A 20,991-nucleotide genomic window follows, 5' to 3' on the forward strand; every position below is an offset into this window, starting at 1 on the left:
CAGCCTTTTACTGCTTTAATATTGGACGAAAACTAGCTTATTATACCCATATTCTTAATGGTTATTCACTTATGTTGGACTAAAAGATGAAAGGTTGGCTCATATTGGCGCTACTCGCGGGTGCTTTGTATTACTTATACACAGAAACAGATAAATTAGATGCTCCTATTGCAAAGACTGAGGCTATGGTCAAAAAAATAGAGAATAAAGTTGACTCTATGACGGGAACAAAAATCATAAAAATCGACCATAAATTGGCTAAGGTAAGAACCGACATCGTCGAGCGCTTGTCGACATTAGAACTCGAAGCCTTTAATCAGATTCCAATGACACCCGAGTCTATTGCCGACTTTAAAGCTAACTATTGCGGCACTATGGCGCCAGAACATCCAGTGTTCAGCAAAGATAATCAGCTTTATCTCTGTGATCACCTCTAACCATCACCGACTCATAGGCAAACGGGATTTTGCTATATAGCGCTAAGCTTTAGGCTTAGGTGATTGACCTTATATATGATTCCGCCTAGCCTTTGAGGCATTACAGCACAAAGGCCTATGAATCATGACCCAACAAGTATCAGACATTTTTGATCCCACCCTATGGGATGAAGTCAGTGGATTTCAATTCGACGACATCACCTACCACAGAGCTAAAGCCCACGGCACAGTCCGCATTGCCATTAACCGCCCTGAGTGCCGTAACGCCTTCAGACCTAAAACCGTTGATGAGTTATTTATCGCACTCGATCATGCACGCCAATGGTCTGATGTAGGTTGCGTACTGCTAACGGGTAACGGTCCTTCGGCAAAAGATGGTGGCTGGGCGTTCTGTTCGGGTGGCGATCAACGTATTCGCGGTAAAGATGGCTATAAATATGAAGGCGCCGAAGAAGGTAAAGCCGATCAAGCCAGAATGGGCCGCTTGCATATATTAGAAGTGCAACGCTTGATCCGCTTTATGCCTAAAGTGGTCATCGCCGTTGTGCCGGGTTGGGCGGTAGGTGGCGGCCATAGCTTACACGTAGTGTGCGACTTAACCTTAGCCTCGAAAGAGCACGCGATATTTAAGCAGACTGATCCCGACGTAGCGAGCTTCGACTCAGGTTATGGCAGCGCTTATCTCGCCAAAATGATAGGTCAAAAACGTGCCCGCGAAATCTTCTTCTGTGGTTTTAACTACAGCGCCGATGAAGCCTTCGACATGGGTATGGTCAATAAATCCGTTCCCCATGCAGAGCTAGAAACCGAGGCATTAATGTGGGCCAAAGAGATTAACTCTAAGTCGCCTACGGCTATGCGTATGCTTAAATACGGTTTTAACATGACTGACGATGGTATGGTCGGCCAGCAATTATTCGCCGGTGAAGCGACGCGTTTAGCCTATGCGAGCGCCGAAGCGCAGGAAGGGCGCGATGCCTTCCTCGAGAAACGCGATCAAGATTTCTCCGCCTTCCCTTGGCATTACTAGTTTATTAGCAGTGCTTTAATTTACTGCTAGCAGCCCAAAGCCCTCCAGAGTGAGGGCTTTATGTTTTTTACAACGGATAAATAGATAAAACCGTTTAAACTAATCTGAAAACACGGCTTTTAATTTTAATGAGAATTGTTATCATCTAGGTATTCCCGCTGGGAGCCTATTTAGAGGACAAGATCATGACTAAGACACTTACTTTTGCCGTACTACATTTTAGCGTCGCTTTTACCGTAACCTATTTATTAACCGGCAGCGTGATCGTCGGCGGCGCAGTGGCCTTAGTTGAACCCGCGATTAACACTGTGGTGTTTTACTTCCACGACAAAGTATGGAAACGCATTGAGGCAAAAAAGCAGCACGAGCTAGATGTCATTCCAGCATAGAAAGCTAAGCCACCAGCATTTGCTATTGCTGTAAGTTAAGCGTCGTTTTGTTGTGAATCTAAATGAAAAAACCGCCAATAAAGGCGGTTTTTATTTAAATGCTTATATTTATTCTACTGTTACAGATTTTGCTAGGTTGCGTGGTTGATCCACGTCGGTACCTTTGATCAACGCAACATGGTACGACAATAGCTGTAGCGGAATAGTGTAAATCAGCGGCGCCATAAAGATATCGCAGTGTGGCACTGGGATCACTTTCATCGTGTCATCCGACTCGAACTCGGCATCCACGTCGGCAAACACGTACATTAATCCACCACGGGCACGCACTTCTTCGACATTCGATTTCAGTTTTTCGAGCAATTCATTGTTTGGCGCAACGACGATCACAGGCATATCGGCATCAATAAGCGCCAGTGGGCCGTGTTTTAATTCGCCAGAGGCATAGGCCTCAGCATGAATGTAAGAAATCTCTTTCAGCTTTAACGCGCCTTCCATCGCAATCGGGTATTGATCGCCACGGCCAAGGAATAACGCATGGTGTTTATCGGCAAAATCTTCAGCCAGTTCAGCAATCGCAGCATCTAGCCCTAAAGCTTGTTCTACTTTAGCTGGCATAGATTGTAAGCTTTGAGTGATGTCAGCCTGCATTTGCTCAGACATACCATTGTGGCGACCGATCACCGCAGTCAACATTAATAAGCCTGCAAGCTGAACTGTGAAGGCTTTTGTGGATGCCACGCCAATCTCGGCGCCCGCTTTCATCATGTAAGCCATATCAGATTCGCGAACCAGTGACGAACCTGGCGCATTACAAATCGTCAACGTGGCTTTGTAACCCATTTCTTTCGCTAAGCGCATGGCCGCTAAAGTATCAGCAGTTTCACCAGATTGTGAAATCGTGACTAATAAGCTATTTGGAAATAAGTGCGACTTGCGATAACGGAATTCAGAGGCAATTTCGACGTTACACGATACGCCAGCCCAATCTTCTAACCAGTAACGCGCCGCCATGCCCGCATGGTAGCTAGTGCCACAGGCGATGATTTGCACGTGTTTGATATCTTTTAAGAACTCAGCAGCGTTATCACCAAAGGCTGTATCTAATACTTGCTTGTTTGCGATACGGCCTTCGATAGTGCGCGTCAGTGCCAATGGCTGCTCGTAAATCTCTTTAAGCATGTAGTGGCGATATTCGCCCTTATCACCAGCATCGTGGGTAATTTCAGATTCTTTGACTTCACGCTCAACGGCATTACCGTTTAAGTCGAAAATACTCACGCTGCGACGGGTTACTTCGGCCACATCACCTTCTTCTAAGAAGGCGAATGAACGAGTCACAGGCAAGAGTGCCAGTTGATCCGAGGCGACAAAGTTTTCACCTAGACCAAAACCAATCACTAAAGGACTACCTGAGCGAGCCACAACCAAGCGCTCGCTGTCGCGGCGATCGATTACCACTGTGCCATAGGCGCCTTCGAGTTGCTTAACTGTGGCTTGTACGGCAGAAAGTAAAGTGCTGTTAGTTTTCAGCTCATGGTGTACTAAGTGACAAATCACTTCAGTATCGGTATCTGAGCTAAATTTATAGCCTAAACCTTTTAGCATCTCGCGCAGTTTATTGTGGTTTTCAATAATGCCGTTGTGCACCACCGCGATATCACCTTCCGATAAATGCGGGTGAGCATTACGCTCACTCGGTTCACCGTGGGTCGCCCAGCGAGTGTGCGCGATACCGGTTCCGCCCGCTAATGGGTCAGTTTCAAGCGCTGCTGAAAGCTCTTGTACTTTGCCAACGCGGCGCGTGCGATTGAGTTCACCATTGTGAATAACGGCAACGCCTGCGGAGTCATATCCGCGATATTCTAAGCGGCGTAAGCCTTCTACTAGAATTTCAGCCACATCCCTTTGCGCCACAGCGCCTACGATTCCACACATAGTCTTTACCTATAAATTAAAAATGAAGTTGTTAAGTTATTTTCACTCACTATTGAGCGTAGGGCGCTAGCATGACTCGCACGCCCTGATCTGAAATTTGTTTTAGCGCGCTCTCGTCGATACGATCGTCGGTGACCAACACACTCACCTTAGCCCACGGTAACTCTAAGTTAGGGATCCGCTTGCCGATTTTGTCTGAATCCACCATAACGATCACTTCGCGGGACACTTCGGCCATGACTTTGCTTAGACCAGTTAACTCGTTAAAGGTAGTGGTGCCGCGTTCAAGATCAATACCATCGGCACCGATAAACAGTTGGTCGAAGTTATATGAGCGCAACACTTGCTCGGCGACTTGACCTTGAAAGGATTCAGAATGCGGATCCCAAGTACCACCGGTCATCAATAAGGTTGGCTCGTTTTCAAGTTCATGGATGGCATTGGCAAGGTGCAATGCATTCGTCATGACCACCAGCCCACGCTTATCGTTCAGCTGTTCAATCAAGCCAGAAGTCGTAGTGCCGCTATCGATAATGATGCGATTGTGATCTTTGATCAGCTGCGCGGCGGTTTTTGCAATAGACAGCTTATTAGGCGCGATTTTGGCAGAAAACTGTTGGGTCACTTCGTCAGGAATCGCCACGGCGCCACCGTAACGGCGCAGTAGCAGGCCTGTTTTCTCAAGCGCAGCCAGATCTTTGCGAATCGTCACTTCTGAGGTTTCAAAACGTAACGACAGTTCATCAACACTCACTTCACCCAGTTCATTCAATATGGTGATTATGCTGTGGCGACGCTGCTGTGTGTTTCGTTTATTCATAAAACCTTTCAGATAAGTTTCGATTCGAAAGATGCATTATAGTGAAACGAAACTTTTTTGCTAGTATTCGAAACACGGTTTCGCATGTTCCGGCGTATTTTTATCGTTCTGTAATAGTGAACTTAAACATCAGCCAATAAAAAAAGCCGCTTATCCTTTAAGGACAAGCGGCTTTAAATGAATTTAAAACCTAATAAATTTAGAACTTAGCTTCAACAGCAACACTAAAGTTACGGCCTTGGCCGATAGTGACCATCTTATCGCTGCCACCGTCTAAATATTCAGCATCGAATAGGTTTCTGACGTTGGCACGAAGGCTCACATCTTTACCCATGATATCCATAGTGTAGGCTGCACCTATATCGAAGCGCACATAGCCGTCTTTACTGATGGTATTATTGGTATCGGCAAAACGCTCACCCACATAAATAGCACCGAAGTTCATCGCAAAGTTATCGGTCACTTCATAACGAGTCCAAATATTTGCCGACCATTCAGGGGCATCGATTGGTGTTTTACCTTCACGAATGTCACCAGTTTGATACTCAGCATCTAAGTACATCATAGATGATGTCACAAACCAGCTATCACCAAGTTTGCCCTGTGCCCCCACCTCAAAACCACGGTGTTTTTGCTCACCGCCTTGGGTGGTGATTGAAGTGTATTTTCCATCTTCACTTCGTGGGTCACTTGATGTTAGTAGCTCAGTTACTGAGATATTCTCCAGCGTGATATCAAATACTGCAGCAGTTAATAGCAAGCTGTCATCAAACAATTCCCACTTAGTACCGACTTCATATTGAATGCCATATTCTGGTTTTAGGTTAGTGTCATGATTAACATTTAAAGGGTCGGTAATACCAGATTGTGGTGTAAAGCTCTTAGAATAGTTAACATAAACACTACCGTTATCCGCTGGTGAGTAGATCACCCCAAATTTAGGCGATACGGCATAGCTGTTTTCACCAAGTCCATCTTTTTTCTGTTCGTCATAACGAACCCCAGCGAGCAATTTCCATTGTTCGTTAATGGTCATTAAATCCTGCAAATAAAAACCGTAATACTTGTATTCGCTTTCTGACTTAGTCGTATCTCGATGATAATCTAAATCGGGTTTTACTATAGGCTGGCCAGGAACAACTGTAATAGTGCCTTTAGTCGCAACATCAACGTATCTATCAATATACTGACCATAATAGTAATCGAGGTAATTGGCGCCAATTAACAACTGATGCTCCATACCTGCTAATGCAAATTCACCGGTGAAATCGGCATAAGCGGTTTTATGCTGCCAATCGTCGTAACGATCAAATGGCTTGATGCTATAGCCTTTGGTGAATGGGTCTTCTGTATATTGCGGCGCAGAATCAAAACGTTGGCGATTGAACTGCTGCTCGTTATAACCCGCTTTGACTTTCCAGTTGTCACTCATATGCCAAGTCAGATCGGCACCTAAGTTTGACACTGTATTGTCAGTAAAGGCCCAAGGCGCATCCCAAACGGTTTTACGTTCGCCAATGACATTACCTTGTTTATCTAACCACCCACCCGCATCGATACCTGCTTTATCTTGGGTATGGTCGTATTTAACCGACAGTAACAAATCGTCGCTTAGGTCAAATTCCATATTGAGATAACCTAACCAGCGATCGCGCTCTTGGTTCTCATCATTAGCGGAATACTCACGCCAGTATTTGGTGTCTTGCTTCACTAACACACCGCGGTAACGAATACTTTGTGCTTCGTTTAAACTGCCACCCGCATCAAGCTGTGCACGGGTAGAACCGTAGCCATCGGTATCAAAACCTAAGTTAAGCATTGAATCATAGGTTGGTTTCTTAGTGACCATATTCACTAAACCACCAGGGCCAGATTGACCATACAACATGCTCGAAGGGCCTTTTAACACTTCGACTTGCTGCAGGGTTTCGATGGGTTGTACGTAATGGGACCATTGCTGATGGCCATTGATGAGATAACCATTACCAGAATCTAACTCGAAGCCACGGATGCTAAAGACTTGGCGGTTCCAGCGTGTCGTTCCTGTCGTCACGCTCGAATCGTTAACTAACACTTCAGCGAGGTTAGTCGCCAGCTGTTCGTCCGTGACAAAATCGGGGATCACATTAACTGATTGTGGGGTATCCATTAAGTCGATATCACCGCGCATGGCGCCTGATGCTGTACCCACTTTATAATCGTTAAAAGTGCGGCCAGTGACATTAATGCGCTCGATATTTGCGTCGCTAGCCACCTCTGCCAACACAGGCATAGCCATTAATGCCGAACCTACGGCCAAACCTAAAACTGAATATTTAAATACCATTGCCAACACCTCAATTAGACCTTTCGTCTTAGAATTGCAGGCAATATAAATGAGAAGTGTTTTTATTTAATCTTCTTTACACGAATTTACAATTAGCTGTGATATAGATCTAAATCTGTTTAAAACCAATAAATTGCAGTTACCACAACAGGATTAACTCAACCTTAATTTCGTGACTTTTATTGTTTCCATCTGAATTAAACGAATCGAATTTCCAACAATCTGACTAAATATAAAAGCGGCACATGGCCGCTTTATAGATACTCAGTTGAGTTAAATAAACTTACTTTTTAATTTTGACTGGACGTTGCCAACCCGTCAGGTGCTTTTGTTTAACACGGGTAATGACTAACTCATTCTCACCCACATCGCGGGTAATGGTTGAGCCAGCGCCTAAGGTTGCGCCTTTACCTATAGTGACAGGTGCCACCAGCTGAGTGTCTGAGCCAACAAAAACATTATCTTCGATAACGGTAAGATGCTTATTAGCACCATCATAATTACAAGTAATAGTGCCAGCGCCGATATTAACGCCATCACCTATAACGGCATCGCCTAAATAGGCTAAGTGTCCAGCCTTAGAACCCACGCCGATAACCGCTTTTTTCACTTCAACAAAGTTACCTATGTGCGCATCTTGCTTAAGCTCTGCGCCGGGACGTAAGCGCGCAAATGGACCAGCACTGGCAGCAACACCAAGCTTAGCGCCTTCGATAATAGAGTAAGGTTTGATCTCAGCGTTATCGGCAATCTCACAATCGATTAAAATCGCACCTGCGCCAATAGTGACATTATTACCTAAGGTCACTTTGCCTTCGAATATCACATTGATATCGATCATCACATCCATACCGACGGTGACGTCACCACGGATATCGATACGGCTTGGGTCGCGCAGGTTCGCTCCCGCCAACATCAGTTTTTCGGCTTCACGGGCTTGGTAAGCGCGTTCAAGTTGCGCCAGTTGCACCCGGTTATTGGCGCCTTCCACTTCAATCGCAGATTGTGGCTGGGCAGTATCAATAGCAACGCCATCTGCGTGCGCCATGGCAATAATATCCGTTAGATAATATTCGCCTTGGGCATTATTGTTGGATAAACGGCTCAACCAAGCTTTAAGTTGTTTACCTGGAACGGCCATGATGCCGGTATTGATTTCGTTGATCAGTAGCTGCTCTGCTGTAGCATCTTTCTGCTCAATAATACCAACGACTTTCCCTTGTTCTTGACCTTTACAAGGAGTACGGACAATACGGCCATAACCCATAGGATCTGCTAAATTCACCGTTAAAATGGCCACGCCATTTTCAGGACGGGCAGCGAGTAAGGCTTCAAGGGTCGATTGTTGAATCAGTGGCACATCGCCGTAAAGAATGAGCACAGTATCATTGTCAGCAATATGCGGGCTTGCCTGCGCAACCGCATGACCCGTGCCTAATTGCTCAGCTTGCAATACCCAGTTAAGTTGTTGCTCACCTAAGCTGGCTTGTAGCTTGTCAGCACCATAACCGTAGACTAACTGAATTGCGTCACTACCCACTTTATGGGCGGTATCGATGACATGTTGCACCATGCTCTTATGGGCGATGGGATGTAATACCTTAGGAAGATCAGAGCGCATCCGTGTTCCCTTGCCAGCTGCTAAGATCACTACATTTAATGCCATTGTCATATCCTTGAACAAATACCCAAAAGGGTGAAAAAATTACGGTCGTATACCAATCACATTAAATATCTAATCAGTTCAGAGCCTCACAGGCATATCAATCCAAGGCGCATTGACGCAGAAATGGTTATTCCCTTTTAAGTCAATGCAACACCGGAGTGGGATGCCTGTGAGGCTCCCGAAGGGCGGCCGATGTTAAATACATGGCAGCGCGCTTTATACTGCGTTTAAGGCTTTCGACAGAGCACCACTATGTCTTCAGCGTGTTGAATTCCCGCTGAATGAACAGATATTTAATACGATTGGTATTAGTGGCGCAATTTTAACGGAAAGCTCATCGAAAAGCGAAGCGGATAGCGATAGGAATAACTCAAAAACACGCTTACCCAAATTTCGGCCACAAAAAAGGCGACCTTATGGTCGCCTTTTTTCACAAACAATAACCTTATCTGGCAATGTTTTTCTTGATGGTTTCAACAACACGTAATTGAGCCATAGCCTTAGCTAGTTCAACCATAGCCGCGTCATAATTGAAGTCAGCACCTGCATTTGCCATATGGGCTTCTGCACGACGCTTAGCTTCTAATGCCGCTTGCTCATCAATATCTTTGGCACGCATAACCACATCAGCCAATACGGAAACAGTAGAAGGTTGTACTTCCAGAATACCACCTGAAAGGTAAAACACTTCTTCACTGCCGTCTTGCTTGACGATGCGCGCCATGCCAGGTTTGATATAACTCAGCAAAGGAGCATGGCCATGCATTATGCCCAACTCACCTTCTGAACCAGTCACTTGCAGCGAAGCTACACGACCAGAGAAGATTTTGCTCTCTGCACTTACTATATCAAGATGTACTGTCATGGCTGCCATCCCGTTCTCCTTAAGAAACTAAGTATTGCTACTTAGTTATTTCTTTTTGTTCGCTTTCTCGATGACTTCATCGATTGAGCCAACCATGTAGAACGCTTGTTCTGGCAGGTGATCAAACTCACCGTTCAAAATACCCTTAAAGCCACGGATAGTGTCTTTCAGAGAAACGTACTTACCAGGAGATCCAGTAAAGACTTCTGCTACGAAGAAAGGCTGAGACAAGAAACGCTCAATCTTACGAGCACGGAATACAGTTGTTTTGTCTTCATCAGACAATTCATCCATACCCAGAATCGCAATAATATCTTTCAGCTCTTTGTAACGTTGCAGTACAGTTTGTACGCCGTTAGCAACATCATAATGCTCTTGGCCAACAACCAATGGATCTAATTGACGTGAAGTCGAATCCAATGGGTCAACCGCAGGGTAAATACCCAGAGAAGCAATTTGACGTGACAGTACAACAGTCGCATCTAAGTGAGCGAAGGTTGTTGCTGGTGACGGATCGGTCAAGTCATCCGCAGGTACGTATACCGCTTGTACAGAGGTAATAGAACCGGTCTTAGTTGAAGTGATACGCTCTTGCAGAACGCCCATCTCTTCAGCCAATGTTGGTTGATAACCTACCGCAGAAGGCATACGACCTAATAGTGCAGATACTTCAGTACCGGCTAAGGTATAACGGTAGATGTTGTCAACGAACAACAGTACGTCACGACCTTCGTCACGGAACTTCTCTGCCATAGTCAGACCAGACAGTGCAACGCGCAAACGGTTACCTGGAGGCTCGTTCATCTGACCATAAACCATGGCCACTTTGTCGAGAACGCCAGAATCTTTCATCTCGTAGTAGAAGTCGTTACCTTCACGAGTACGTTCACCTACACCGGCGAATACAGAAAGACCCGAGTGGGCTTTAGCGATGTTGTTAATCAGTTCCATCATGTTAACTGTTTTACCAACACCCGCACCACCGAACAAACCAACTTTACCGCCCTTAGCGAATGGACAAACAAGGTCAATAACCTTGATACCAGTCTCTAATAGTTCAGTAGAGCTTGATTGATCTTCGTATGAAGGAGCTGTACGGTGAATAACATAACGCTCTTCTTCACCGATTGGACCCGCTTCATCAATAGGCTCGCCTAATACGTTCATGATACGGCCAAGAGTGGCGGTACCAACAGGAACAGTAATAGGTGAACCTGAGTTTACTACTTCAAGACCACGACGCAGACCGTCAGAAGAACCCATAGCGATGGTACGAACTACACCACCACCTAGTTGTTGCTGAACTTCCAGCACCAAACCATTACACGGGCCTTCACCTACGATTTTCAGAGCGTCATATACTTGAGGTACGGCATCTTGTGGAAACTCTACGTCCACAACCGCGCCAATCACTTGGACAACAGTACCTGTGCTCATGATTAATCCTCTAAAACTTGTATTCGTTACCTAACCTAAACCGCAGAGGCACCAGAAACAATTTCCGACAGTTCTTGCGTAATCGCAGCCTGACGGGCCTTGTTATAGACCAGTTGCAAGTCGTTGATAAGCTCACCAGCGTTGTCTGTTGCCGACTTCATCGCCACCATACGGGCAGCTTGTTCAGAGGCAATGTTTTCAACAACACCTTGGTAAACCTGAGATTCTACATAACGGACCAATAAAGTATCCAAAAGTGCTTTTGGATCTGGCTCGTAGATATAATCCCAACGATGAGCAGTTTCATCATCTTCTGATTTAGGCAAAGGTAGCAGCTGCTCGATCACAGGAGTCTGCGTCATAGTATTCACAAATTTGTTAAATACCACGTACAGACGATCCAGCTTGCCTTCGTTGTAAGCTTCTAGCATGACACCGACTGTCCCGATCAAGTCAGCGAGCTTTGGAGCATCGCCTAAACCTGAAGCGTGAGCAGACACTTGTCCACCGAAGTTTTTGAAAAACTGCACACTACGTGCGCCGATTGGGCAAAATTCAAATTCTGCACCTTGGGCTTTCCAGCTTTTCACGTCTGCGATAACCTTTTTGAAAAGGTTAACGTTCAGACCACCACAAAGGCCACGGTCGGTTGCCACAACAATGTAACCAACCCGCTTAGCCTCTCTCACCTCCAAATAGGGGTGTTTATACTCGAGAGAACCTTGCGCTACGTGACCGATCACCTTACGCATGCTTTCCGCATATGGACGGCTCGCAGCCATGCGTTCCTGCGCTCTGCGCATTTTGCTGGCTGCCACCATTTCCATGGCGGACGTGATCTTCTGAGTGTTTTTCACACTCGCGATCTTGGTTTTAATCTCTTTAGCGCCGGCCATCTCTACTCTCCAATCTGGACCTGAGGTGTCTTAAGACACCTCTATCATTGTTACCAGGTTTGGGTTGCTACGAACTTGTCGAGGCCAGCTTTTAATTCAGCTTCGATATCAGCGCTATAATCGCCAGTATCATTGATAAGCTTCATTAAAGGAGCATGCTCGCTGTTCATGAACGAGAGCAGAGCGGCTTCGAAATTACCGACCTTATTCAGCTCAACACTCTTCAGGTAACCTTTTTCAGCTGAGAAAATAGACACAGCTTGAGCGGCTACGCTCATTGGAGCATATTGCTTTTGCTTCATCAGTTCGGTAACACGCACACCATGCTCAAGTTGAGCACGTGTTGCATCGTCAAGATCAGATGCAAATTGCGAGAACGCAGCAAGCTCACGATACTGTGCTAGTGCGGTACGAATACCACCAGACAGTTTCTTGATGATCTTAGTCTGAGCCGCACCACCAACACGAGAAACAGAAATACCTGGGTTAACCGCTGGACGTAGGCCAGAGTTAAACAGATCGGTCTCAAGGAAGATCTGACCATCGGTAATAGAAATTACGTTGGTCGGTACGAATGCAGAAACGTCACCCGCTTGCGTTTCAATAATAGGCAGCGCGGTTAAAGAACCGGTTTTGCCAGTTACTGCACCTTTAGTGAACTTCTCTACATAAATCGCGTTAACGCGTGATGCACGCTCTAGTAAACGTGAGTGTAGATAGAATACGTCACCTGGGTAAGCTTCACGGCCTGGTGGACGCTTGAGCAGTAACGAAATTTGACGATAAGCAACTGCTTGCTTAGACAAATCATCGTATACGATCAAAGAATCTTCACCGCGGTCACGGAAGTATTCACCCATAGAACAACCAGAATATGGCGCTAAGTATTGCAGAGCAGCAGCTTCAGAAGCCGTTGCAACAACAACGATAGTGTTAGCTAACGCACCGTGTTCTTCTAGCTTGCGCACTACGTTAGCGATAGTAGAAGCCTTTTGGCCAATCGCAACGTACACACATTTAATGCCAGAATTTTTCTGGTTGATAATTGCGTCGATCGCCATAGCTGTTTTACCAGTTTGACGGTCGCCAATGATCAATTCACGTTGACCACGACCGATAGGGATCATGGCATCAACGGCTTTGTAACCAGTTTGAACTGGTTGATCAACAGACTGACGTTCAATAACACCTGGTGCGATAACTTCAATTGGCGAGTAACCATCGTTATCGATAGGTCCTTTTCCGTCAATTGGCTCACCTAGAGTGTTAACAACGCGGCCAAGAAGACCGCGGCCAACTGGAACTTCCAGAATACGGCCAGTCGTTTTCACTTTTACGCCTTCTGCTAAATCAGCATAAGGACCCATTACTACGGCACCGACAGAATCACGTTCAAGGTTCAACGCGATTGCAAAACGGTTACCAGGCAGTTCGATCATCTCACCTTGCATCACGTCGGCTAGGCCGTGGATGCGGATGATGCCGTCACTTACCGCAACGATAGTACCTTCGTTACGAGATTCGCTAACGACTTCGAACTGCTCGATCCGCTGCTTAATCAGATCGCTGATTTCAGTGGAATTCAGTTGCATGCTCAAACTCCCAATTACGACTGCAGCTTATCAGACAGACGCGATAACTTACCGCGGACCGAGCCATCGATGACTAGGTCTCCTGTCTTAATGATTACACCGGCGATGAGCGCGGCGTCAGTGCTGCAATTCAGCTTAACTTTGCGTGCGAGACGTTTCTCTAAAGAAATACTAATCTGCTGTTGTTGTTCAGAGCTCAGCTCAGTTGCAGAAACCACATCGGCTTCCACTTCTTTTGCCCACTCATTACGGTATTCAGTAAATAACTGAGATACAGCAGGTAGTACCTTTAAGCGACCGTTTTCAGCCATTACCTTTATCAGGTTCTGACCTTGCACATTGACTTGCTCGCCACACACACTAATAAAGAGTGCTGCGAGCTTAGTGCTGGCTAAAGAGCCAGCTAACAGTGGTTGCATGGTTTCGTTTTCACTCACCAATGCGGCAAACGTAAGCATTTCTGCCCATGAATCCACTGCATCTTGTTCAATAGCAAAGTCAAAAGCTGCCTTTGCGTAAGGGCGAGCGATGGTGGTTAATTCAGCCATAACTCAACTCCCTTATCAAATTTCAGCGACTAGTTTATTAACTATGTCACTGTGGGCGGCTGGATCAATAGAACGCTCAAGGATCTTCTCAGCACCCATGATGGCAAGAGTAGCAACCTGCTTACGCAGATCCTCTTTGACGCGATTACGTTCAGCTTCAATTTCTGCTTTACCCTGAGCGATGATTTTAGCACGCTCAGCGTCTGCTTCGGTTTTGGCTTCTTCAACTATTTGAGCTTTACGTTTGTTAGCTTGCTCAATAATTTCATTAGCCGTTACCTTGGCTTCTTTTAGTTGGTCAGTCGCTTTCGCTTGTGCCAACTCCAGGTCTTTTACCGCACGATCAGCATCAGCTAGACCGTCAGCAATCCTTTTTTGGCGCTCTTCGATGGCATTCATCAAAGGGGGCCATACAAACTTCATGCAAAACCACACGAAGATGATAAAGGCGACCGTCTGACCGATTAGGGTAGCGTTGAAATTCACAACAGCCTCCTATTTAGAGTTAAGACAGAAGCGTTTTTTACAGCATTGCACCCAGTGGGTTGGTAAATAGCATGAATAATGCGATACCAACACCGATCATAGTTACGGCGTCAAGAAGACCCGCTACGATGAACATTTTAACTTGTAGCATAGGAGCCATTTCTGGTTGACGCGCAGCGCCTTCCAAGAACTTGCCGCCTAATAAGCCGAAACCGATTGCAGTACCAAGAGCACCCATACCAATCAGCAGAGCAACAGCGATAGCTGTCATGCCTAAAATCGTTTCCATCTGTATCTCCAGTATCTAAATCTATATTAGTTGATGATTTAGTTTAAAATTTCTTCAGCAATCCTTAATGATCTTCATGCGCCATGCTTAAATAAACAATGGTCAACATCATGAAGATAAACGCTTGCAGTGTGATAACCAAAATGTGGAATATTAACCAACCCAGTTGCAAAGTCACACCTAGGGTAGATAATAACAAGTTGGTACCATACATCAGCGCAATAAGGATGAAGATCAACTCACCTGCGTACAAGTTACCAAAGAGTCGCAATGCCAATGAAATTGGTTTTGCTATCAAAGTAACAGTCTCTAATAGGAGGTTGACGGGTATCATTGCCTTATGGTTAAAGGGCTGTAGTGTCAGTTCTTTAACAAACCCAGACACACCTTTGACCTTAATGCTGTAGAAAATAATCAGCAAGAACACACCGATAGCTAAGCTAAAGGTAATGTTAACGTCAGTCGTCGGAACCGCTTTAAGATATGGAATACCCATTAAACTTGCTGCGTGAGGCAGCCAATCTACAGGGATCATATCCATGAAGTTCATCATGAATACCCATACAAAAATGGTCAGAGCTAAAGGTGCGATCAGAGCATTGCGACCATGAAAACTTTCTTTCACGCTGTTATTTACGAACTCAACGATCATCTCAACAAAACATTGCAGTTTGCCAGGAACACCGGAAGTCGCTTTTTTACCAACGCTGCGGAAAATCCACAGGAACAGAACACCAAGACCAACCGAAAAGAACAACGAATCAATGTGCCATGTCCAAAAGCCTTCACCAACACTTAAGTTGGTAAGGTGATGTTGGATATAGCCCTGCGGTGTTAACGCTTCACCAGTTGCAGCCATGATTCATCCCACTTAACTTTGCTTGAAGTATAAAGGAGCTGTCCAATGCACGATTAGCGTCAGCACATAACAAACAAAAAGCGGCATAAAAGCGACCTTAAGATTGATAAATACAAACGAAAACATTGCGATGGTTAACAGCAACTTTACCGCTTCCCCCCAGTAAAAAGCCTTTATGACTTTTGCAGCTGAACTTGCTCCCGTGTGGGAGAAAGCGAGGGTTGCGAATACAAAATTAGGGAGCACAGCGATTGAACCACCTGCTAAAGCAGAATAGCCAAACTGAACTCCCCACACGGCGAAAAAGAGAATTGAAGCACCCCCAGCGACCGCCGCCTGCATCATCACCAATTTATAGGCTGACCACCGGCCACGACGCGCTAAAACCTTACTCAATTCATCCTCTCCGCATTCATACTTTTTGTTTCGATGACCGGATGACAAATACCCGTATTTATGTCGATGCACAAAAAGCTTGCGAAAGTATACCTTTTCACGCCTTCATTGCAACTTTGAGATAAGGAAAAACAACACTTTTAACGTGATCTAGCGCCAAACGAGTTAAAATGTAAGATTAGCATCTGTCACAAATTTACATTAAAAACTGTTAATCTACAGACATTAATGAATTTTACTAAGAATTCCGTCTAATTCAGCCAGATTCTGATAGTTAATTACAATTTTACCTGTGCCCTTACTACTATGAGCGATAGAAACCTTGGCACCTAATCTTTCAATTAACTGCTGCTCTAAACGACAAACATCTTGATCTTTAGTCGTAGTTTCGGCTTGTTTAGGCGGATTTAAGGTTTGATTAATTAATCGTTCAGTTTCGCGAACGGTTAATTCCTTAGCGGCCACTAATCTCGCAAGATTTGTTTGTTCTTCTCCCTCAATTGCTAACAAAGCGCGAGCATGACCCATATCGATGTCGCCATACTCGAGTAGACGTTTTACCGGCTCATTTAAGCCGTTTAAACGTAACAAGTTAGATACACTCGCTCTGGATTTTCCCACAACATCGGCAACTTGTTGGTGAGTCAGTTCAAATTCTTGCATTAAACGTTGCAATGCAATGGCTTCTTCCATGGCATTTAAATCTTCACGCTGGATGTTTTCAATCAAAGCGATAGCAACAGCGGCTTCATCGGGCACTTGTTTGACTATGCAGGGGATTTTATTTAAGCCAGCAAGTTGAGAAGCACGCCAGCGACGTTCGCCCGCAATGATCTCATACATGTCGTTTGCCACTTGTCTCACAACGATGGGCTGAATAATGCCTTGGTTGCGGATAGAATGCGCCAGTTCTTCCAACGCTTCGGGAGACATGTCTTTTCGAGGTTGATACTTACCCGGTTGTAATAAGTCTAAATCGAGATGGATAAGCTCTTCTTTTTTATCGACAACATTAGCTTCGTCAGTGTGTTTTTTACTGGCGGCATGGCTGTTACTCAGTAGGGCATCTAGCCCTTTGCCTAATCCTCTTTTCTTTAACGTCATGGTGATCCTTTACGCTTGCTTAGCCTGAGTTTGTTGTTCTGAACGACGGATCATTTCACCCGCAAGCGCTAGATACGCCTTAGCGCCGGCACTCGATTTATCGTAATACATAGCAGGCGCACCAAAACTTGGCGCCTCAGCCAGCCTGACATTACGTGGGATCACAGTACGATATACCTTGTCACCAAAATGCTGTTTTAGCTGATCGGACACATCATTAGACAAACGATTACGCGGATCGTACATAGTGCGTAAAATGCCTTCAATGCCAAGCCCTGGGTTAACCATAGCGGCAAGTTTAGTGATGGTATCAATCAGCGCCGTTAAGCCTTCTAGAGCATAGTATTCGCACTGCATAGGCACGAGCACAGAGTCGGCCGCTGACATAGCGTTCACAGTTAACATGTTCAATGAAGGAGGGCAGTCGATAAAGATATAATCATATTGATCTTTTATCGGTGCGAGCGCGTTACGCAAACGGATCTCACGCGCAAAAAACTCCATCAGTTTGATCTCTGCCGCTGTGACATCGCCATTACTGGCGATCAGATCATACTTACCCGCAGTGTTTTTAATGACGATCTCGTCGAAGGTTTTTTCTTCGACCAATAATTCGTAGGCCGTATTTTCGACCTCGTATTTATCGACACCACTACCCATAGTGGCATTACCTTGGGGATCGAGATCGATCAATAAGACTTTACGTTTTGTTGCTGCTAACGAAGCGGCGAGGTTAACGCAAGTAGTTGTTTTTCCTACGCCACCTTTTTGGTTAGCCACGGCAATCACTTTACCCACAATATCACCCTGTATGTAAATGCTGGTTTATTGCCCTTACCTAAAAATGATTTATTCATCACTTTCAAGCCTGTTATTCTTTGATTATTTTCAATAAATGTCTTTGTTCATCGAGTTTAGGCACCTTAAGTTCGATGACTTCTTTCACTGCAAATCCACTTGGAATATGTTGCATTTCTTCATCATTTAACAGGCCTTTAAGCGCATAAAACTGCCCATGTTCGGCGGGTAAATGATGGCACCAAGTCAGCATATCTTGGATTGAAGCAAATGCACGACTTAATACGCCGTCGAATTTTTGCTCAGGTTGATAAGCTTCTACGCGGCTTTCAACTGAGCTGATGTTATGAATGCCTAATTCAAAGGACACTTGTTTTTGAAAACGAATGCGTTTACCTAAGCTGTCCAATAACACAAATTGTTTATCGGGATTCATAATCGCTAACGGGATCCCAGGTAAACCGGGTCCAGTGCCCACATCGATAAAACGTTCACCTTGTAGATGTTTTGAAACCACTAAGCTGTCCATGATATGACGGATCAACATGGCTTCGGGATCTCTCACCGATGTCAGGTTATAGGCTTTATTCCATTTGTTGAGCATGCCAACAAAATCAATTAGTTGTTTTTTTTGCTCGGCGGTTGCGGGCAAATTAATTTCGGCTAAATAAGCCTCTAACTGGGCAGATAACACTGAGCAACCTCAACAAAGATACGATTATGAACGCGAAGGCTATTATGAAGCCCGAAAACGATGAAGGGAAGCCTGAATGCTTCCCTTCTATGACCTAAGCAGCGATTAAGCTAGCTTTTACGCACTCTTACGTAATAAGCCACGCTTTTTGAGGTGAACCAACAAAATTGAAATAGCCGCAGGGGTAATACCAGAGATCCGTGACGCTTGGCCTATGGTTTCTGGTTTGTGGTTATTTAACTTAGCAATCACTTCGTTCGACAAGCCCGGTACTTCTTTGTAATCGAGCGTCAAAGGTAAACCTGTGTTCTCATTACGCACGGCTTTGTTGATCTCTTCCTGCTGGCGTTGAATATAACCAGAGTACTTCACTTGGATCTGAACTTGTTCAGCTGCTTGTGGATCTTCAAGCCCAGGACCAAAACCTTCAATCTGCATTAACTTGCTGTAATCCATTTCTGGACGACGCAGTAACTCTTCAAATGACGCTTCGCGAGAGATAGGCGTATTCAAATGTGGGTTTAACGCATGGATCAAAGGCGAATTTGGATGTACCCATTGGCCACGTAGCCTTTGCAGTTCAAGTTCAATGGATTCTAGCTTCTCACTAAATGCTGCCCAGCGAGCGTCGTCGACTAAACCGAGTTCGCGACCTTTTGCCGTTAAGCGAATGTCGGCGTTATCTTCACGGAGTAACAAACGGTATTCGGCACGGCTAGTAAACATGCGGTACGGTTCTTTGGTACCCAGAGTCGACAGATCGTCAACCAGCACCCCAAGATACGCTTCGTCACGACGTGGACACCAAGCTTCTTTGCCTTGCACTTGCAGTGATGCATTCATGCCCGCTAATAAACCTTGAGCACCGGCTTCTTCATAACCGGTTGTGCCGTTTATTTGGCCAGCGAAGAATAACCCATTGATCGCTTTGGTTTCTAATGAGTTTTTAAGATCTCTTGGATCGAAATAATCATATTCGATCGCATAACCTGGACGCATGATTTCTGCGTTTTCCATGCCCTTGATCGAACGTACTAAATTCAGCTGTACATCGAAAGGTAAGCTGGTCGAGATCCCGTTAGGGTAGATCTCATTGGTATTTAACCCTTCAGGTTCGATAAAGATCTGATGCGAAGATTTATCCGCAAACCGGTGGATCTTGTCTTCAATCGATGGGCAATAACGTGGGCCAATACCCTCGATTACGCCTGAATACATTGGGCTTCTGTCTAAACCACCACGAATAATTTCATGGGTTTTTTCATTGGTATGAGTGATCCAGCAAGAAATCTGCTTTGGATGATGACTGACATCACCCATAAACGACATCACAGGTAACGGAGAATCACCTTTTTGTTCAGCCATTTGAGAAAAATCGATCGTGTTTGCATCGATACGTGGCGGGGTACCAGTTTTTAAACGGCCCACACGGATCGGTAATTCACGTAAACGATTGGCTAAGGCAATGGCTGGTGGATCGCCTGCACGGCCACCGCTGTAGTTTTCTAACCCTATGTGGATTTTGCCGCTTAAGAATGTGCCTGTTGTTAACACAACGGCTGGAGATTCAAAGGCTAATCCCATTTGAGTCACTACGCCAACGACTTGATGATTTTCAACAATTAAGTCATCAACGGCTTGTTGGAAAATACGTAAGTTAGGTTGGTTTTGTAATATGTTTTGGATTTTTTGACGATACAGCGCACGGTCAGCTTGTGCACGTGTCGCTCGTACTGCTGGGCCTTTGCTTGAATTCAAGGTTCTAAATTGGATCCCTGCATAATCGGTTGCGATCGCCATTGCACCGCCTAAGGCGTCAATTTCTTTCACTAGGTGGCCTTTGCCTATGCCACCGATCGCTGGATTACATGACATTTGTCCTAACGTATCGATATTGTGCGTTAGTAATAATGTTTTTGATCCCATTCTTGCTGCTGCCAACGCGGCTTCAGTTCCGGCATGACCACCACCAACAACAATAACATCAAACCGTTCATGAAAATGCATGCCACTACCTTCAATTGCTAAGAGACTCAGTACGAGCCGAGTATTTTAGCATTTGCTTTGCGCTAGGTGAATGATCATTTTACGCTGCTCGATCGAGATGATCCTGACTAATAGATCTTAAGATCTTTATATAGATCTTCTTATTATGTTTACTATTAGGATCGCGTTTTTCTGTGCATAACCCAAATTCAGTATATAAATCATTAATTAGCGCGATCTTGATCCTGTGATCTGATCGCGATCTAACGCCATTAAACATGGGGATAGATCGCCTACTTATCCACAGGGTGGATCATTAAGCAGATCGGAGTGTGAATAGTACAGAGGTTGATCAGATCTAAATAATAGCTTATCCACATGTTTATACTTTAAATAAGTAAATTGTGGATAAATAGGATCTAAACTGTACATAGA

20 protein-coding genes are annotated in these 20,991 nt (G+C 45.1%); 3 read left to right on the forward strand and 17 right to left on the reverse strand.

All coding sequences use genetic code 11. From position 1 onward, the window contains the following. The first annotated feature begins 86 nt into the window (after positions 1-86). From OX890_RS01915 to OX890_RS01925, 3 genes are all read left to right on the forward strand, one after another. The gene (locus OX890_RS01915; protein ID WP_006079351.1) at positions 87-437 is read left to right on the forward strand and encodes a hypothetical protein; all 351 of its coding nucleotides are present in this window, start codon (positions 87-89) and stop codon (positions 435-437) included. A gap of 124 nt (positions 438-561) precedes the next feature. Beyond that, positions 562-1,467 carry a 1,4-dihydroxy-2-naphthoyl-CoA synthase gene (locus OX890_RS01920; protein WP_006084758.1) on the forward strand — a complete coding sequence of 302 codons (906 nt, stop codon included), beginning with the start codon at positions 562-564 and terminating at the stop codon, positions 1,465-1,467. Between the two features lie 185 nt (positions 1,468-1,652). After that, positions 1,653-1,856, forward strand: a complete 204-nt coding sequence (locus OX890_RS01925; RefSeq protein WP_012090669.1) for a DUF2061 domain-containing protein — start codon at positions 1,653-1,655, stop codon at positions 1,854-1,856. Positions 1,857-1,964: 108 nt separating this feature from the next. Here the strand turns inward: OX890_RS01925 and glmS are convergent, their stop codons facing one another. From glmS to mnmG, 17 genes are all read right to left on the reverse strand, one after another. Then, a complete protein-coding gene (glmS, locus tag OX890_RS01930) occupies positions 1,965-3,794 on the reverse strand; it encodes a glutamine--fructose-6-phosphate transaminase (isomerizing) (RefSeq protein ID WP_006079348.1) in 1,830 nt (609 codons plus the stop codon). Between the two features lie 49 nt (positions 3,795-3,843). After that, entirely contained in the window at positions 3,844-4,614 is a 771-nt protein-coding gene (locus OX890_RS01935) for a DeoR/GlpR family DNA-binding transcription regulator (protein WP_126493369.1), read from the reverse strand. A 199-nt stretch (positions 4,615-4,813) separates the two neighbouring features. After that, positions 4,814-6,940: a TonB-dependent receptor gene (locus OX890_RS01940; protein ID WP_126493371.1), complete on the reverse strand. Its 2,127-nt coding sequence runs from the start codon at positions 6,938-6,940 to the stop codon at positions 4,814-4,816. Between the two features lie 283 nt (positions 6,941-7,223). Further along, positions 7,224-8,606: a bifunctional UDP-N-acetylglucosamine diphosphorylase/glucosamine-1-phosphate N-acetyltransferase GlmU gene (gene glmU, locus OX890_RS01945; RefSeq protein WP_268650022.1), complete on the reverse strand. Its 1,383-nt coding sequence runs from the start codon at positions 8,604-8,606 to the stop codon at positions 7,224-7,226. A 445-nt stretch (positions 8,607-9,051) separates the two neighbouring features. Further along, positions 9,052-9,480 carry a F0F1 ATP synthase subunit epsilon gene (locus tag OX890_RS01950; RefSeq protein WP_006083846.1) on the reverse strand — a complete coding sequence of 143 codons (429 nt, stop codon included), beginning with the start codon at positions 9,478-9,480 and terminating at the stop codon, positions 9,052-9,054. A 36-nt stretch (positions 9,481-9,516) separates the two neighbouring features. Next, a complete protein-coding gene (gene atpD / locus OX890_RS01955; RefSeq protein WP_006083845.1) occupies positions 9,517-10,908 on the reverse strand; it encodes a F0F1 ATP synthase subunit beta in 1,392 nt (463 codons plus the stop codon). Positions 10,909-10,943: 35 nt separating this feature from the next. After that, complete coding sequence (atpG, locus tag OX890_RS01960) at positions 10,944-11,804, reverse strand: F0F1 ATP synthase subunit gamma (protein ID WP_006084762.1); 861 nt, start codon at positions 11,802-11,804, stop codon at positions 10,944-10,946. A gap of 50 nt (positions 11,805-11,854) precedes the next feature. Beyond that, a complete protein-coding gene (gene atpA, locus OX890_RS01965) occupies positions 11,855-13,396 on the reverse strand; it encodes a F0F1 ATP synthase subunit alpha (RefSeq protein ID WP_006083843.1) in 1,542 nt (513 codons plus the stop codon). 14 nt (positions 13,397-13,410) lie between these two features. Further along, positions 13,411-13,944, reverse strand: a complete 534-nt coding sequence (gene atpH / locus OX890_RS01970) for a F0F1 ATP synthase subunit delta (protein ID WP_006083842.1) — start codon at positions 13,942-13,944, stop codon at positions 13,411-13,413. A 15-nt stretch (positions 13,945-13,959) separates the two neighbouring features. Continuing rightward, positions 13,960-14,430, reverse strand: a complete 471-nt coding sequence (gene atpF / locus OX890_RS01975; RefSeq protein ID WP_006083841.1) for a F0F1 ATP synthase subunit B — start codon at positions 14,428-14,430, stop codon at positions 13,960-13,962. Positions 14,431-14,467: 37 nt separating this feature from the next. Continuing rightward, complete coding sequence (gene atpE / locus OX890_RS01980) at positions 14,468-14,719, reverse strand: F0F1 ATP synthase subunit C (protein ID WP_006083840.1); 252 nt, start codon at positions 14,717-14,719, stop codon at positions 14,468-14,470. A gap of 64 nt (positions 14,720-14,783) precedes the next feature. Beyond that, a complete protein-coding gene (atpB, locus tag OX890_RS01985) occupies positions 14,784-15,578 on the reverse strand; it encodes a F0F1 ATP synthase subunit A (protein WP_006083839.1) in 795 nt (264 codons plus the stop codon). Between the two features lie 12 nt (positions 15,579-15,590). After that, positions 15,591-15,974 (reverse strand): ATP synthase subunit I, encoded by a 384-nt coding sequence (locus tag OX890_RS01990; protein WP_006084764.1) that lies wholly within the window; start codon positions 15,972-15,974, stop codon positions 15,591-15,593. Between the two features lie 225 nt (positions 15,975-16,199). Further along, the gene (locus OX890_RS01995; RefSeq protein WP_006084765.1) at positions 16,200-17,078 is read right to left on the reverse strand and encodes a ParB/RepB/Spo0J family partition protein; all 879 of its coding nucleotides are present in this window, start codon (positions 17,076-17,078) and stop codon (positions 16,200-16,202) included. Positions 17,079-17,087: 9 nt separating this feature from the next. Further along, positions 17,088-17,876: a ParA family protein gene (locus OX890_RS02000; protein ID WP_006083836.1), complete on the reverse strand. Its 789-nt coding sequence runs from the start codon at positions 17,874-17,876 to the stop codon at positions 17,088-17,090. A 73-nt stretch (positions 17,877-17,949) separates the two neighbouring features. Beyond that, the gene (rsmG, locus tag OX890_RS02005; protein ID WP_268650023.1) at positions 17,950-18,570 is read right to left on the reverse strand and encodes a 16S rRNA (guanine(527)-N(7))-methyltransferase RsmG; all 621 of its coding nucleotides are present in this window, start codon (positions 18,568-18,570) and stop codon (positions 17,950-17,952) included. A gap of 117 nt (positions 18,571-18,687) precedes the next feature. After that, complete coding sequence (mnmG, locus tag OX890_RS02010) at positions 18,688-20,577, reverse strand: tRNA uridine-5-carboxymethylaminomethyl(34) synthesis enzyme MnmG (RefSeq protein WP_012588971.1); 1,890 nt, start codon at positions 20,575-20,577, stop codon at positions 18,688-18,690. Positions 20,578-20,991: the final 414 nt, after the last annotated feature.

It is taken from the genome of Shewanella sp. DAU305 (assembly GCF_026802235.1).
In the GTDB taxonomy this organism is placed as follows: domain Bacteria; phylum Pseudomonadota; class Gammaproteobacteria; order Enterobacterales; family Shewanellaceae; genus Shewanella; species Shewanella baltica.

Coding starts and splice junctions, on each gene's coding strand:
- atpH (WP_006083842.1), bottom strand. CDS start 13,944: ATGGCTGAATTAACCACCATCGCTCGCCCTTACGCAAAGGCAGCTTTT.
- OX890_RS01995 (WP_006084765.1), bottom strand. CDS start 17,078: ATGACGTTAAAGAAAAGAGGATTAGGCAAAGGGCTAGATGCCCTACTG.
- atpD (WP_006083845.1), bottom strand. CDS start 10,908: ATGAGCACAGGTACTGTTGTCCAAGTGATTGGCGCGGTTGTGGACGTA.
- OX890_RS01925 (WP_012090669.1), top strand. CDS start 1,653: ATGACTAAGACACTTACTTTTGCCGTACTACATTTTAGCGTCGCTTTT.
- glmU (WP_268650022.1), bottom strand. CDS start 8,606: ATGGCATTAAATGTAGTGATCTTAGCAGCTGGCAAGGGAACACGGATG.
- atpG (WP_006084762.1), bottom strand. CDS start 11,804: ATGGCCGGCGCTAAAGAGATTAAAACCAAGATCGCGAGTGTGAAAAAC.
- atpB (WP_006083839.1), bottom strand. CDS start 15,578: ATGGCTGCAACTGGTGAAGCGTTAACACCGCAGGGCTATATCCAACAT.
- OX890_RS01920 (WP_006084758.1), top strand. CDS start 562: ATGACCCAACAAGTATCAGACATTTTTGATCCCACCCTATGGGATGAA.
- atpA (WP_006083843.1), bottom strand. CDS start 13,396: ATGCAACTGAATTCCACTGAAATCAGCGATCTGATTAAGCAGCGGATC.
- mnmG (WP_012588971.1), bottom strand. CDS start 20,577: ATGCATTTTCATGAACGGTTTGATGTTATTGTTGTTGGTGGTGGTCAT.
- OX890_RS01935 (WP_126493369.1), bottom strand. CDS start 4,614: ATGAATAAACGAAACACACAGCAGCGTCGCCACAGCATAATCACCATA.
- glmS (WP_006079348.1), bottom strand. CDS start 3,794: ATGTGTGGAATCGTAGGCGCTGTGGCGCAAAGGGATGTGGCTGAAATT.
- atpE (WP_006083840.1), bottom strand. CDS start 14,719: ATGGAAACGATTTTAGGCATGACAGCTATCGCTGTTGCTCTGCTGATT.
- OX890_RS01915 (WP_006079351.1), top strand. CDS start 87: ATGAAAGGTTGGCTCATATTGGCGCTACTCGCGGGTGCTTTGTATTAC.
- OX890_RS01940 (WP_126493371.1), bottom strand. CDS start 6,940: ATGGTATTTAAATATTCAGTTTTAGGTTTGGCCGTAGGTTCGGCATTA.
- OX890_RS01950 (WP_006083846.1), bottom strand. CDS start 9,480: ATGGCAGCCATGACAGTACATCTTGATATAGTAAGTGCAGAGAGCAAA.